At 36.9% G+C, this 15,497-nt stretch carries 16 protein-coding genes; 1 reads left to right on the forward strand and 15 read right to left on the reverse strand.

Going from position 1 to position 15,497, the window contains the following annotated elements:
* Positions 1–7: 7 nt before the first annotated feature.
* From CUN60_RS08990 to CUN60_RS09060, 15 genes are all read right to left on the reverse strand, one after another.
* Entirely contained in the window at positions 8–1,018 is a 1,011-nt protein-coding gene (locus tag CUN60_RS08990) for a uroporphyrinogen-III C-methyltransferase (protein WP_102951718.1), read from the reverse strand.
* Positions 1,011–1,751, reverse strand: coding sequence for a uroporphyrinogen-III synthase (locus tag CUN60_RS08995; protein WP_158649367.1), 741 nt, complete (start codon positions 1,749–1,751; stop codon positions 1,011–1,013). Before CUN60_RS08995 ends, CUN60_RS08990 begins: the two co-directional genes overlap by 8 nt.
* A 1-nt stretch (position 1,752) precedes the next feature.
* A complete protein-coding gene (hemC, locus tag CUN60_RS09000; protein ID WP_102951720.1) occupies positions 1,753–2,673 on the reverse strand; it encodes a hydroxymethylbilane synthase in 921 nt (306 codons plus the stop codon).
* On the reverse strand, positions 2,673–3,467 hold the full coding sequence (locus tag CUN60_RS09005; RefSeq protein ID WP_102951721.1) for a TrmH family RNA methyltransferase: 795 nt from the start codon (positions 3,465–3,467) through the stop codon (positions 2,673–2,675). Before CUN60_RS09005 ends, hemC begins: the two co-directional genes overlap by 1 nt.
* 59 nt (positions 3,468–3,526) lie before the next feature.
* Positions 3,527–4,657 carry an alanine dehydrogenase gene (ald, locus tag CUN60_RS09010; RefSeq protein ID WP_102951722.1) on the reverse strand — a complete coding sequence of 377 codons (1,131 nt, stop codon included), beginning with the start codon at positions 4,655–4,657 and terminating at the stop codon, positions 3,527–3,529.
* A 111-nt stretch (positions 4,658–4,768) separates the two neighbouring features.
* On the reverse strand, positions 4,769–6,913 hold the full coding sequence (gene pnp, locus CUN60_RS09015) for a polyribonucleotide nucleotidyltransferase (RefSeq protein WP_102951723.1): 2,145 nt from the start codon (positions 6,911–6,913) through the stop codon (positions 4,769–4,771).
* Between the two features lie 164 nt (positions 6,914–7,077).
* The gene (gene rpsO / locus CUN60_RS09020) at positions 7,078–7,347 is read right to left on the reverse strand and encodes a 30S ribosomal protein S15 (RefSeq protein WP_102951724.1); all 270 of its coding nucleotides are present in this window, start codon (positions 7,345–7,347) and stop codon (positions 7,078–7,080) included.
* A gap of 122 nt (positions 7,348–7,469) precedes the next feature.
* The gene (locus CUN60_RS09025; protein WP_102951725.1) at positions 7,470–8,534 is read right to left on the reverse strand and encodes an efflux RND transporter periplasmic adaptor subunit; all 1,065 of its coding nucleotides are present in this window, start codon (positions 8,532–8,534) and stop codon (positions 7,470–7,472) included.
* A 2-nt stretch (positions 8,535–8,536) separates the two neighbouring features.
* Positions 8,537–9,790 (reverse strand): UDP-N-acetylglucosamine 1-carboxyvinyltransferase, encoded by a 1,254-nt coding sequence (gene murA, locus CUN60_RS09030; RefSeq protein ID WP_102951726.1) that lies wholly within the window; start codon positions 9,788–9,790, stop codon positions 8,537–8,539.
* Complete coding sequence (locus tag CUN60_RS09035; protein ID WP_102951727.1) at positions 9,783–10,022, reverse strand: BolA family protein; 240 nt, start codon at positions 10,020–10,022, stop codon at positions 9,783–9,785. Before CUN60_RS09035 ends, murA begins: the two co-directional genes overlap by 8 nt.
* 20 nt (positions 10,023–10,042) lie before the next feature.
* Positions 10,043–10,795, reverse strand: a complete 753-nt coding sequence (locus tag CUN60_RS09040; RefSeq protein ID WP_102951728.1) for an ABC transporter permease — start codon at positions 10,793–10,795, stop codon at positions 10,043–10,045.
* 1 nt (position 10,796) lies between these two features.
* Complete coding sequence (locus tag CUN60_RS09045) at positions 10,797–11,696, reverse strand: ABC transporter ATP-binding protein (RefSeq protein WP_245866344.1); 900 nt, start codon at positions 11,694–11,696, stop codon at positions 10,797–10,799.
* Position 11,697: 1 nt separating this feature from the next.
* Positions 11,698–12,000: an FtsB family cell division protein gene (locus CUN60_RS09050; RefSeq protein ID WP_102951730.1), complete on the reverse strand. Its 303-nt coding sequence runs from the start codon at positions 11,998–12,000 to the stop codon at positions 11,698–11,700.
* 325 nt (positions 12,001–12,325) lie between these two features.
* The gene (locus CUN60_RS09055; RefSeq protein WP_102951731.1) at positions 12,326–13,297 is read right to left on the reverse strand and encodes an MFS transporter; all 972 of its coding nucleotides are present in this window, start codon (positions 13,295–13,297) and stop codon (positions 12,326–12,328) included.
* Positions 13,231–13,587, reverse strand: coding sequence for an MFS transporter (locus CUN60_RS09060; RefSeq protein ID WP_102951732.1), 357 nt, complete (start codon positions 13,585–13,587; stop codon positions 13,231–13,233). Before CUN60_RS09060 ends, CUN60_RS09055 begins: the two co-directional genes overlap by 67 nt.
* Before the next feature lie 154 nt (positions 13,588–13,741).
* Here CUN60_RS09060 and CUN60_RS09065 point away from each other — a divergent pair, with 154 nt between their 5' ends.
* Positions 13,742–15,445, forward strand: coding sequence for a L,D-transpeptidase family protein (locus CUN60_RS09065; RefSeq protein ID WP_102951733.1), 1,704 nt, complete (start codon positions 13,742–13,744; stop codon positions 15,443–15,445).
* Positions 15,446–15,497: the final 52 nt, after the last annotated feature.

Consider the following 15,497-nt stretch of genomic DNA (forward strand, 5'->3'; position numbering starts at 1 on the left):
TGATCGCTTAATTTGCAGACTCAGCAATACTTGAAATAGGTATAAACTGTTGCAACTTAACCAACGATTGCATAGTTAAATCAAGATTTGCCTTAGCATTGTCGAGATTTATTGCCTGTAATTCACGTAAAATTTGTAGTTCCTGAATAAGATTTTGATCATTTACAAAATATTTACCCGAAACTTCAATAGCATCTTTTAAACTTTGCTGCCACAATCCCTGATTTTTACTTACAAAAGCCTGTCGGGCATTTAAAATATCCAATTGCAGATGCTGATAGAGTAAAGCACTTTGATCTGGAGATAAATTGCTATCTGCAGTTTTAGAACTTTCTACTTTAACTATACCCAAGAATGTTTTCTTAAAATTTGCAATAAAATTATCCCAAATACTATCGTGTTTTGAACTTACATTTCTATTTGGCGCTGTTGTTTCTGCCCCAGATACAATATTTAATTTTAATGATAACTGGTAAGCATCTTCCAACTTGGTAGCAATTACTGTATTATCAAAACTATTAATTGCCTGAATAGACTCAATATCTTTAGTCAGGCTAATTTTGATATCCGCGTATTGAGGTTCATTATGGACAGAAACAATTTGTAGTGCATAATTAAGCAATTTAAGCGCAGAAGGAATATCATGATATAAAATTAGGCTTTGGTTAGCTGCGCCAATCAGATTATTTAGCTGATTAACAACAATAACCCCCTGATTAGGGGTAGCATGCTGTATCTGTTGATGTAAATTTTGCTGACTATTTGCAAGATTTTGTAATTCAGCCTTCAGTTCTTGATTTTGGCGAGTTAATAGCATAATCTGGTGCTGGACAATAGCGTTATTTGCCATCTGTTGGCGAACCCCAAATTCTCCATACATCCCTTGGTAACCAAGATATAAGGTACTAGATAACGCCAGTAAAGCAAGTAATACTGGCACTTTAGATACTCGCTGACGTTTAGCTTTAACTAAATTCTCTCCAGACACCATAGTAGAATTATTTTGTTCTTCACTCATTCATGAAAGCCCTTATAGTTTGCAATATCGAAAGATTATCACTGGCAAAAGTTTCTTGTACCTTTGATATCCCATTTTTAGACAGATAATCCGTTATCTGCGGATGAATACTAATTATTAAAATTTCCTGTAGCCGATTTATCAAATTAAGCCTGCTAACACACTCCAGTAAATAGTCGGCAATTTGCGTGCTAGTAATGATTATACCTATAATTTGCGGGTCAGATATAAATTTATCAATCACATCAAGATTTTCCAGACCTATATTTAATCTATGATAAATACTAGCATAGCTAAACTTAATCTTGTATTCTTCAAGCAGTAGTCTTAATCTAGGATTGATCTCATCCCCACCAATTACCAAAATTTCATTATCAAGAAACTGATCCAATAACGATTCTTTAGCTATTGACTCAATCCCAGAACCGTTTTTGGGATATAAAATCTGTACGTCTCGATTAACTTCTTTTATTTTTTTTGCTGAAGCAACTCCGGGAGTAAGTATCGTTATTTGACTACCTAACTTCGCTACTTCCATACATAAATAGTCAATTACTGCCGGGGCAGTTATAATGATTTTCTGATAGCATGTTATTGTTTGCTGAATTTTTGCATATTCAGGAGTATTTAATCTAGTGGTCATTAATGGCAGCCATTTTGCAGCATAACCATTGATAGTCAATAATTCAATAAGTTCAGCTGCCTGAGATTCCTGACGCCCGACTAGTAACATATTATAAGTATTTCCCAAGAATCTCCTGAGCACCATCAGCAAGCAATAACCTAGCACACTCCTGCCCTATTTGTAAGTAGCTATCAGGGTCACCTGTTATTTCTGCAGTATAAAAACTAACATTGTCAGGATCAGCAATAATAGCAGATAAATGTAGCTGATTATTTTCCATTCGAGCGTAACCTGCTATTGGAACATTACAGCTTGCATTCATAAAACGTCCCATTTCACGCTCAGCCCCTACGAGTCTACTAGTATCTATATCTTCAATTTTCTTCAATAAGGATAGTAATTCATTTTTTCTACTAGCTAGTATTTCAACAGCAAGAACTCCCTGCCCGATTGCGGGTACAAAAATTTTTGCTGGTAGAATTGTTTTTATTCGCTCGGCAAGACCAAGCCGTTTTAATCCAGCAACGGCAAGAATTATTGCATCATAATCACCATTGTCTAGTTTTGCCAGCCTTGTCTGTAAATTTCCACGTAAAAGCTTAATTTCCAACTGCGGATAATATTTTCTTAAAATAGCAGAACGCCTCGCACTTGATGTACCAACAATTGCCCCATCGGGTAATTCATCTATTGATTGGTAATTATTTGAAACAAAAGCATCATGTGGATCCTCTCGTTCAAGAATCGCCGCGAGAATAAACTCTTCCGGCAATTTGGCAGGAAGATCTTTTAATGAATGTACAGCTATATCGGCATTTTCATGTAGGAGCTGATATTCTAGCTCTTTAATAAATAATCCTTTTCCACCAATCTTTTCCAATGATTTATCTAGTATCCGATCCCCTTCCGTAGTAATGCCGATAATATCGACAAACAAACCGGGATTAGCCGAAATTAATTTTTCTTTGACATGATTAGCCTGCCACATTGCAAGCTGACTATTTCTTGAAATTATACGAATTTTTTGCATTATTTTATTATTCTTTGACGGGACATTTCAAAAACAGCTACTGCAGCTGCCATTGCAAGATTAAGCGATTCAGCATCGCCACACATCGGAATACTCACATGATTGATTAATTTGGATTTTAGTTTTTCAGTTAACCCATTTCCTTCATTACCAAGGACGATAGCAGTTGGAATATTCAGATTAACTTCATAAATACTCCCAGCGGCATCCGGAATCATTGCCAAAGCTTGCCCGTGATAACTACTAATAAACTGCTCTAGATCAATTTCGGTGAAGATATTTAATCCAAACTGGATGCCCTGCGATGCGCGTAATACTTTGGGATTATATGGATCAACACTTTTAGGCGATAGAACTACATTATTTATACCACCAGCACGAGCTACCCGAAAAATTGTCCCAAGATTACCTGGATCCTGAATATTTTCCAGAAGAATGTAACTTTCATCATGAGAAACAAGTAGTTCTTTTTGAGAAATATTGATTAGCCCAACGCAATCAGTTGCTGAATCAAGAAGATTCATCTTATCCATGATTTTATCAATAACTAACACAGTCCTATCGATAAGATCATATTTTGCAATTAATTCCTCATAATCTGTAAGTTTACTCTCATTTATATATAGCTTTGCTAGTAGCTGATGCTTGGCAGCCTCTTCAATAAGATGATACCCATAAATGACAGATTGTTGTGATACTTTACGAAATTTAGAATCCGTAGCAAGCTTCACAACATATTTGATCTGATTATTTTCTTTTGATTCAATAAGAGAATATATGGCATCACCTTCCAATAAAAATACCTACCGTATTCAGGTAGGTATTTTAACAAATTGACTAAAATTCAATCTGATTAATTATAAGCAACTGTACTTAGAATTGTATTTGGATCAACGTAAGTATAACCTAAATCACGTGCAACTGCATAATATGTAATATTACCGTGGCATACATTAAGCCCATTCATCAAATGTGGATTATCCTTAATTGCCTGTTTCCAGCCTTTATCGGCAAGCTCAACCACGAATGGTAGCGTTGCATTTGTCAAAGCTAGTGTTGAAGTTTTAGCAACAGCACCCGGCATATTCGCAACACAATAATGAACAACATCATCAACCACATAAGTTGGATTTTCATGAGTTGTAGGCATTGAAGTTTCAAAACAACCACCCTGATCAATTGCCACATCAACCAAAACCGCACCCTTTTTCATTTCTTTTAGCATAGCACGGCTAACCAATTTTGGTGCTGCTGCCCCAGGAATAAGAACCGCACCAACAACGAGATGTGCAGAACGAATAGCTTTTTCCAGATTCATATGATTACTGTAGATGGTTTTAATCCGTCCACCAAAATCATTATCAATTTTTTTAAGCACATTCAAGTTACGGTCAAATAATGTAACATCAGCACCCAAACCAGCAGCCATCCGAGCAGCATTGATACCAACTACACCACCACCAATCACGATTACATTAGCAGGTTTAACACCCGGTACACCACCAAGCAATACACCACAACCACCTTTATGGCGCTCTAAAGCATGTGCCCCAGCTTGAATCGATAAACGCCCAGCAACTTCAGACATTGGTGCTAATAGTGGTAAACCACCATTTATATCGGTTACTGTTTCATAAGCAATTGCTACGCAATCAGAATCAAGTAAGCCTTTTGCTTGTTCTGGATCTGGTGCTAAATGTAGATAAGTAAATAAAATCTGCCCTGGGCGCAGCATTTTACACTCAACAGCTTGTGGTTCTTTAACTTTTACTATCATTTCCGCTTTGGCAAAAACTTCTTCTGCTGATTTCGCAATCATTGCTCCGGCTTTGATATAATCTTCATCATCATAACCGATAGCCAATCCAGCTTTAGTTTCAACTAGAATCTGATGCCCATGTCGTACCAACTCATAAACTCCGGCAGGCGTCATCCCCACACGATATTCATGATTTTTAATTTCCTTAGGAACTCCAACTAACATAACATACCTCAAAATTTATTAACGATGGCTGGATTCTAATACACCTGACGAACTAATGCTATCTGCAGCGCAACAAAAAAGCCCCAGATTTATCTGGAGCTTTTTACCAATTTACTGAACAGTTGATGTTTCAGGCTGTGGGGATGGAGCTTGAGGAGGAACTTCCGGCTGCGGTAAAGTTGCTTTGATAGACAAACGCATTCTACCACGATCATCAAACTCAATTACCTTAACATTAACTTCCTGACCTTCTTTCAGATAATCAGCAACATTATTTACCCGCTCAACGGCAATCTGAGAAACATGGACAAAACCTTCACGTCCACCAAGGATTGCTACCATAGCCCCCATATTGCGATCAAGCAAACGGGTAACCTTACCTTGATAAATTTCACCTAATACAGCTTCAGCAACAATACCTTCAATTATTGAACGTGCTTTATCAGCAGATTCACGTGAACTTGAAGCAATCGTAACCACACCTTCATCCGTAATATCAATGGTAGCACCAGTATCAGCAATAATCCCTTTAATCACTGAACCACCTTTACCAATTACATCCTTGATTTTCTCAGGATTAATTTTCATGGTATATAAACGTGGCACACGCTCAGATAACATTTTAGGATACGGCAAAGCAGCTTTCATCAAACCAAGAATATGCATCCGTCCTTCACGCGCCTGCTGTAATGCAACTTGCATGATAGGCTTACTAATTCCCTCGATTTTAATATCCATTTGTAGTGCAGTAACACCTTTTTCTGTTCCCGCAACTTTAAAATCCATATCACCAAGATGATCTTCATCACCAAGAATATCGGTTAGAATCGCAAATTTATTCCCATCAAGAATCAATCCCATAGCAACACCAGCCACATGATCTTTAACTGGCACACCAGCTTCCATCATTGATAAACAACCTGCACAAACCGTTGCCATTGACGATGAACCATTTGATTCAAGAACCTCAGAAACTATACGTAAGCTGTATGGAAATACCTCAGTATCCGGTAACACCGCAGCTAATGCACGTTTAGCCAAGTTACCATGACCAATTTCACGACGTTTTGGAGCACCCAAACGTCCACACTCCCCTGTTGAAAAAGGAGGGAAGTTATAGTGAAGCATAAAACGCTCAGAATAAGTACCAGCAATTGCATCTATCGTTTGCTCGTCCATTTTTGTACCCAAAGTTACAACGCCTAAAGCTTGTGTTTCACCACGAGTAAACAATGAAGAACCATGCGCACGTGGCAATAAACCAAGCTGAATATCAATCGGACGAACTGTTTTAGTATCACGACCATCAATACGCGGCTCACCACTTAGAATTTTATTTCGAACAATGCTTGATTCCAAATCAAATAAATGATTATTAACTGTATTTAATGAAAGTTTATTTTCTTCTGTAATTACCTGTGCAACTACAGCTTCTTTCACTTCGTTAACTTTGCTATAACGCGCTTGTTTTTGACGAATATTATATGCATCAACCAAGCCTTGATGAGCTAGTTCTTTAATCTTAGCAATTAGCGCTTCATCTTTAGCTGGAGGAGTCCAATCCCAAACTACCGGATTTACTTCACGGACAAATTCATTAATTGCATTAATAACTGCTTGAGATTGCTCATGACCAAACATCACCGCTGCAAGCATTACATCTTCTGGAAGTTCTTTTGCTTCAGATTCAACCATCAATACTGCTTGTTTAGTACCAGCAACTACTAGATCAAGACTAGACTCAAGTAATTTTGTAGGTCCTGGATTTAAAACAAACTGGCCATCGACATAACCAACACGTGCAGCGCCAACTGGACCTTTAAATGGAACGCCAGATAAAGACAAAGCAGCGGAAGCACCAATGATTGCAGGAATATCAGAACTAATCTCAGGATCAAGAGATAATACTTGAGCTACGATCTGAATTTCGTTATAAAAACCTTCTGGGAATAATGGGCGAATTGGGCGATCAATCAAACGACAAACTAAAATTTCATGGTTAGCCTGACGACCATCACGCTTTAGAAATCCGCCTGGGATTTTACCAACAGCATAAGATTTTTCAAAATAATCAACAGTTAGCGGGAAAAAATCCTGCCCTTCTTTTGCTTCTTTATTAGCTACCACAGTAACTAATACTACGGTTTCACCCATAGTTACTTTAACGCTAGCGCTCGCCTGACGAGCCATAACACCAGTTTCTAATGAAACTTCATGATTTCCATACTGGAAAGTTTTAGTAATTTTATTAAACAATGTTTTGCTTCCTAAAAAATAAGCCAACAGAACCAAAAGAAGCTATTTGATCAACTCAGTGACTTGATTAGTCAGCACTAAGCAGATTAAATAGCTTCTTAGACCTTTTGCACTGTTGCTCTGGTTATAAAAAGAAAAGTGGTAGATATTCTACCACTTTTTTATTATTTACGTAAGCCTAATTCTTTGATAAGACCAGCGTACTTGCTAAAATCAGTACGTTTAAGATAATCAAGTAAACGACGACGTTGCGAAACAAGTTTTAATAGACCACGGCGTGAATGATGATCTTTAGCATGAACTTTAAAATGTTCTGTAAGTTCATTAATTCTAGCTGTTAAAAGTGCTACTTGCACTTCCGAAGATCCAGTATCACCAGCTTTACGTTGAAATTTTGAAACGATTTCCGCTTTTTTAACTGCGTTCATTGACATAATAAATTCCTTAATATAAGGTTATTGATAAGTATAGCCAAGTAATAACCTACCGTCAAAACCTAGCAATACTCCACTAAAGGTCAAGATTATACCATAAATATCCCGATACAGTAACAATACTAGTTACTGTATACCTTCAGAACTTGCCCTTCATAAACAAAATTAGCACCAGCCGACACAACTTTATCACCGTCATGGATTAATCCTTTTTTCACCTTCATTGTATTGCCATCAGTAGCAATTACTTCCACAGGTACAAATTTGGCTTTGCTATTGGCATCCAGTAACCAGATTCCTGTTTTGCCATTATTGGTATAAAGGCTATTTAGTGGTAAGACTACGCCGTCAGCAGAATTAAGCGGTTTTATAGTTACATCAGCAGACATTCCATATTTAACATCTGATTCAGCATTTAACACAACTACCCGTGCGGCATAGGTTCTAGTTTGCTGATCACTCGCCTGATTAATGATCCTAATTTTCCCGACATAGTTTTTATTAGTTGCCCAAAGCCTAACATCAGCAGGCATACCAATTTTATAATCATTAATTTGTGCTTCAGGTAAATCAATAGCAACCTCTTTATTGCCCGAAACCGCCATTGTAGCAACAGTCTGCCCAGCAGAAACAACCTGTCCTGCATCCATATTAATTGAAGAAATCACACCATCTGATGGTGCAACCAAAGTAGTATACTGTACCTGATTTTTGCTATTTGCAAGCTGGTTATTAGCTTCCTCATATTGTGCCTTAGCACTATCAAATTGAGCCTTTTGTGAATCATATTGAGCTTGAGAAACAAAATTCTGCTTTAACAATTGTTTGTAACGTTCAAGATTTGCTTCCTGAGTTACATAATTGGACTTAGCTGAAGCAAGTTGCGCAGTTGCCGAATCCGCAGATAATTTATAATCTGTTGGATCAAGTTTAGCAAGTGCCTGCCCTTTTTTTACAAATTGCCCAATATCAACTAATCTGATAACAATCTTGCCATTTACTCGAAAAGAAAGATTCGGTTCATATTCAGCATGAATATTGCCATGAAAAGTGCTATAGCCTCTATCAACACCACCACCAACAACAAAGATTTTTACATAGCGAGTATCATCGGCTACTTCAGTTTTTTTACTACATGAAATAATTGCACCGGATAACAATAACAGCACAGCAATTTTCTTAATCATGATTACCCCTTGATTCTAACTATATTAGCACCAACATTGTTAAGCTTTTCTTCAATATGTTCATAACCACGATCAAGATGATAAATCCTATCAACGACCGTTTCACCTTCAGCAAACATCCCGGCTAAAACTAAAGAAGCCGAAGCCCGTAAATCAGTCGCCATCACCTGAGCACCATATAAACGTTCTACACCATGAACAATTGCTACATTACCATCAATATCAATATTAGCACCCATACGACATAATTCCGGTACATGCATATAGCGATTTTCAAAAATTGTTTCTGTCAAGCGCCCAGTACCTTCAGCAACACAGTTCAAGGTCATTAATTGCGCCTGCATATCAGTTGGAAAAGCAGGGTATGGCAAAGTTATTATATCTACTGCCTGCGGTCTTTTATTCATTTTAATATGAATAAAATCATTTCCTTCATCAATATCAGCACCAGCTTTTATTAACTTTTCAATAATCGCGCCCATCGTATCTGGTCTAGCATGAGTTAGCGTAATATCACCTTGAGTTAGAGCGGCGGCAACAGCAAAAGTTCCAGCTTCAATCCTATCCGCAATAATGGCATGCTCAGCACCATGGAGTTTTTCAACACCATGTATAACTAATTTATCACTACCAACACCCTCAATCTTTGCACCCATCTTAATAAGGCAATGAGCAAGATCAGTAACTTCAGGCTCACGAGCAGCATTTTCAAGAATAGTAGTTCCTTCAGCAAGGACTGCTGCCATCATAAGATTTTCGGTACCAGTAACGGTCACCATATCCATAACGATACGCGCACCTTTTAATCTACTTGCTTTAGCTTTGATGTAGCCATGCTCAATGGTAATTTCGGCACCCATCGCTTCCAATCCCTTAATATGCTGATCAACTGGCCTAGCACCGATCGCACAGCCGCCAGGTAAGCTAACTTCCGCGTAACCAAAGCGTGCAACCAAAGGACATAAGACTAAAATTGAAGCACGCATAGTTTTAACCAGTTCATATGGCGCTACTTGAGATGTTACATTTGAAGCATCAAATACCATAGTGCTATTGCTAAAATTAACCTTAACACCCATTCCTGATAGGAGTTTCTCCAATGTATAAATATCTTTTAGTTGCGGAACATTAGTAAGAGTTAATTGCTCTGCGGTTAAAAGTGAAGCACAAACAATCGGTAACGCCGCATTTTTAGCACCCGATACTCGAATATCACCCTTGAGATTCATTGAATGATTTACGACTAATTTATCCATTAATTTCTTTCCATTCGTTAGCTGTATATAACTTCATTGATAAAGCATGAACCTCTTCCTTCATTCTGTCACCCAAAGCAGCATAAATCATACGATGACGCATAATTCTCGACTTATCTTGAAACTCATCACTTACCACAATTGCATCAAAATGACGCCCATCACCACTGACATCTAGAAACTCGCAGGCAATATGTTCTGCGATAGCCTGATAAATTACATCTTCAAGCATAAATAACCTCAAAATAATAATTAATGTTTTATGTTTATTCCGCGTTTCAACATTTGCACTCCAATTAGGTTAATAATCAAAGCAAATACAAATACAAATATCGCACCATTTAATATTGAAAAACTGGCATGCCCGATAAAGCCAAAACGAAACCCATCAACAATATATAAAAATGGATCAAGCATTGCTAAACTACGCCAAAAAGGACCCAAATTTTGAATATTATAAAAAATCCCGGATAGATAAATTAGTGGTACCATGATAAACGACTGAAAACCTGCCAACTGGTCAAATTTTTCACTCCAGATACCAATGATCATGCCAAGCCCACCAGTAATCAGTGAACCAAAAATTGCAAAATAAAGAATAGCCCAAACATGTTCAAAATGAAAACTACCAAACCAAACTATTCCTAGAAGCACAGCCGCACCAACCATAAGCCCACGAATAACACTAGCAACAAGATAAGCTGCATACATATTTAATGCCGTAACAGGTGCCATTAGGACAAAAATAATGTTCCCAGTATATTTAGACTGAATTAGACTACTTGAACTATTTCCAAATGCATTTAATAAAATCTGCATCATCACCAGCCCAGGGATAAGAAACATTGAATACGTTACATGTTCAAGCCCAGTATCAATTACCGCAAACTGACTACCAAAGATAAGTTGATAAAGTAATGCCGTTGATAGTGGACCTAAAACAGTTTGTACCCAAATTGAAGAAAATCGATATACTTCTTTTTTTATTAACGCAAAAAATGGCATCTTAACGACCTAAATATTTTAAAAAAATGTCTTCTAACTTGGGTTTATTAATATTCATATTATCAACCTTGATTCCAGCCTTATTAAGCTCAGTTAGGATCATGAGTATATCATCATTATTTCTAACACTAAGTATAGACTTATTTGCTTCTTTGCCAATAACTAACTGCGCTAAGCTCCCAGCAATTTGACCTTCGTTTGTTTCAATTTCAAAAGTAACTGGAAGATCACTTGATTGCGCAATTAACTCATTTTTTGAGCTCTTGGCAATAATTTTACCTTTGTCTATCATCACTATCTGATTACACAGTTTTTCCACTTCTTCAAGATAATGCGTAGTAAGTAGAATCGTGTGCCCCTCATGATGAAGTTTACTGATAAACTCCCAAAGGTTTTTCCTAATTTCTACATCGACACCAGCAGTTGGTTCATCAAGAATTATCACGGGTGGTTTATGTACCAATGCCTGTGCCACCATTAAGCGACGTTTCATTCCACCTGATAAACTCCGTGTATTTGCATGAGCTTTATCATCAAGATGCATTCCAGCCAATATTTCATCCAACCAGCGCTTATTGTTTTTTACCCCATATAATCCTGATTGAAACTGCAATGTTTGATAAACCGTCAAAAAAGGATCAAAGGCTATTTCCTGTGGCACAACTCCCAATTTTGATTTCGCCGCCACCACATCACTAAGCACATCGTGCCCCATTACTTTTATTTCGCCATCAAAACGATTGATCCCGGCGATAGATGAAATCAATGTTGTTTTGCCAGCACCGTTTACGCCAAGCAAGCCAATAAAATCACCTTGCTTTACCTGAAAATCAACCTCATGAAGTGCTTGAAATTTATTTTTATAAATCTTACTTACTTTATTTATTTCTAATGCATACAATTTATTTTTTCCCGGATATAGGAGCGGATGCGTCATCTGGTAAAACAACCAGCATCTCATTTGGTTTAATTAGATTTAATTCTTTCCTAGCCCTAGCTTCCATAAGATCTGCCGAGCCTTTTAATTCCTGTAAATGATCTACAATCAAATCATTACGATCTTGTAATTTTTGATTAGTCTTTTCCTGTTGAGAAATCGAATTTTCCAAAGCTTTACTATCATAAATACCACCACGACCATACCATAGCTCGTATTGGAAAATTGCTATAATAGCACAAAGAACAAGAAATAATATTTTTTGCATATTTAATATGGTGCGGTAAAATTATTTGAAATAATAAACCTAGCATTTTAACATAATTCATCTAGCATGTAATGTAGCATTATAAATACTACCCTCGCTAGTATTTAAATCCACTTATGAATTTCATTACAAATCCATCCTAATTTATTTTACTATAAACCATCAGGAATGCTTACCTATCTTACAACTAGCTCATTTTTCTGAAATTATGACTCTGTCAATAGCCTACACTCTCATGATTATGGCAATCTGATTGTGTAAATACCAGAATTAAAAATAGCCATGAATGATGCATCATGGCTAGATAAGTAACTATCAAAATAATTTACTTGACAATATTTCTAGACTTTGAAATAGCCCATGCCACAAATAAAACAGAAAAAAGTAGCACCAACACAGGAGTAAAATAGACCATTCCAGTTTTCTCGATCATACTGGTAACTACTATTGGTGTAACACCACCAAAAAGTACGAAGCTTATGTTATATGACAATGCAACACCAGTTAGTCTAACTTCTATCGGGAACAGATAACTCAGGAATATCGGTGGAATAGTTACCAAAAACCCCTGAAAAACAGCAAAAACAGCTAAGGCAATAATTAAATTCAGATTCATTGCAATCATGGAATAACAAATTACAGCGGAAAGCAAAAGACCAATCAAGGAGATGTAGCTTAACTTAAACAGATTTTGCGTATTAACCAATTTACCCATGATATAAATACTAGCCACACTGATAAAAGTAGCAATAAGGACTGCTTGACTAACAATTTTAGGATCAACCTTAACAATCTTGGTAAGATAAGTAGGCATAAAGATAATAGCCAAAATTATTGGCGTTGCCATAATTGAAACTAGCCCAGCGCCAATCAATACTTTCCCAAGATGATGTTGTAACAACTCCGCAAAAGGAAGACTCTCATGCTTATGAACTTTTTTAAATGCTATTGACTCATGTAGTTCGCGTCTTACCCGGTATGCGATAAAACATAATAAACCTCCAACAAGAAATGGAATACGCCAACCATAGCTATTAATAGCTTCAGGGGTAAGAAATTTTACTATCGCCAGATTGATCAACATCCCTGGAATAAGCCCAGCAACAGTACCGCTAAAAATCCCACCCATTCCCTGAGCCCGTTTATCTGGCATTGATTCAGAAACATAGACAATCATACTTGGTAATTCACCACCAATTGCAAGCCCCTGTATCAAGCGAAAAAGAAGCATTAAAGCTGGCGCATAAATACCAATCTGTTCATAAGTTGGTAATAAAGCAATTCCAACTGATGCCACCCCATTAAAACCATGGTCATTATCAAGACCGTTTTACGCCCAATCGCATCACCTATGTGGCTAAATATAATACCACCAACTGGTCTTACAACGTAACCAACGACAAAAACTGAGTAGCTAGCAATAATAGAGATAAACTCATCATGCGCAGGAAAAAATTGATGGGCAAAATAACCGGCAAATAAGCCATAGATTGTGAAATCATAAAACTCAAGGAGTCCCCCCATCGAAGAAAGAAGGACAACTTTGCGCTGCTCGGAATTTAAGTTATAACTTAACCATTTAAACATTCATAACCTCAAATTAGATACATTAATTAGCAATTATATATTAATCGCAACAATATTTTCTCCGCTTATGATTTAATTACCTTCAATATCATAATAATTTGTTAAAATGGTGGGTTATTTATAAACAATTTTAACCCTCCGGTAAGTAAAATTAATGAAAAAAATCCTTTTTAATTTATTTATTTGTGCAACGACAATAAATGGTAGCATGGCATATGCTGCTGACAACATAAATCCAATTTCAATAATAAAATCACATCTAGCTTCAGGTAAAGCCATGTGTGGCGATAAGTCACGTTGCAACTCGCAACTAACTAGCCAATTTTATAGAAAAAATGGCTATCAAGCAATATGGCTAAAGGATAATAAACCTACTGACAATGCAATTAAAATGGTCGAGATAATTAATCAATCCTATCTGGATGGACTTGATCCACGTAGTTATCACAATACCGAGATAAATAAATTACTTGCAAAAATCAAAAATACCGATAACGATAGCCCACAGTTCGCAAAACTATTGGCAAATTTCGATACTAGCTTAACCGACGCATTTTTTCTATATGCAAATAATCTTCACTATGGACTACAACCAGCGCATAAAGTATTTCAGTATTGGACGGTCGCCCCAAAAGCAGTGAATCTAGCAGCTTTATTAAAAACTGCGGCTGAAGGAGATAGTATTGAAAGCACAATCCTATCAATTGCACCAGAGTATCCTGGTTATGCTAAGCTGAAAACTAAAATGAATGAATATCAACATGTTGCAATGAACACTGGAGGCTGGGAATCAATCCCAGAGGGTGAACCAATGCAACTTGGAGATAAAAATTCAAGAGTCTATCTATTGCAGCAACGACTTGTAATGAGTGGCGAATTGGAAGAAATAGATAAAAAAGGTAAATTTACTGAAGATGTTCAAAAAGCTGTTATTACCTATCAACAAAACAATGGATTATACGATGATGGCATAGTTGACGACGATACCTTAGCATCACTGAATATTCCAATAACCAAAAAAATCCAACAGATGGAAATGAATCTAGATAAAATGCGCTGGTTACCAAATAACATGGGTAGTCAGTATATAATGGTAAACCTTCCAGAATACTCTTTAAAAGCAGTAAAAGATAACCAAGTTCAACTAAGCATGGATGTTGCAGTGGGCGGTTCTGAGCACCCTAGTTGCGTTCTTGCCAGTAAGATTAACACTGTAGTCTTGAACCCATACTGGAATCTTCCAACTAGTATTGCTGGTGCCGAATTATGGCCAAGGCTAAAAACAGATAAAAACTTCCTTGCAAAAAAACACTATAATGTATTACAGGCCGATAGCTCGGGTAATTTTACTGTCGTTCCAAATCCAGAAACAATTAACTGGAAAAACATGAGTGAAAAAGAATTTAACCGTTACCGCTTCCGTCAGGATCCAGGAAAAGATAACTCTTTAGGGAAAGTAAAATTTCTATTCCCAAACCCATGCCAGATTTATCTGCATGACACAAATGAATCTGAGGTTTTTGATGTTTATAAACGTGATTTCAGTCATGGCTGTATTCGCGTAGGCGAACCAAGGAAACTTAGCTACTATATTCTGACTCAGCAAGAAGGCTGGAATAAACGTCGGATTAATAGTTTCTACAAAGATGGCAAGAGCCAATCGGTAGGACTAAGTACTCCAATAAACCTTTATATCACCTATTTTACTTCTTGGGTGAGCGATGATGATTGGGCGCAATTCCGTCCAGATATCTATAAGCTTGATAAGACCGCCAAATATAAAGTTTATTTGCCAGAAAAACAGAATAAGGAGAATGAAACAAGCTCAGATGATGATGGCGAAGAGAAATCAGAATAGTCTTAATATCCTGACATTCAAATTAAAATAAGGAGCCCACAAAAATGGGCTC

Source organism: Aquella oligotrophica, from assembly GCF_002892535.1.
Taxonomy (GTDB): Bacteria; Pseudomonadota; Gammaproteobacteria; order Burkholderiales; family UBA11063; genus Aquella; species Aquella oligotrophica.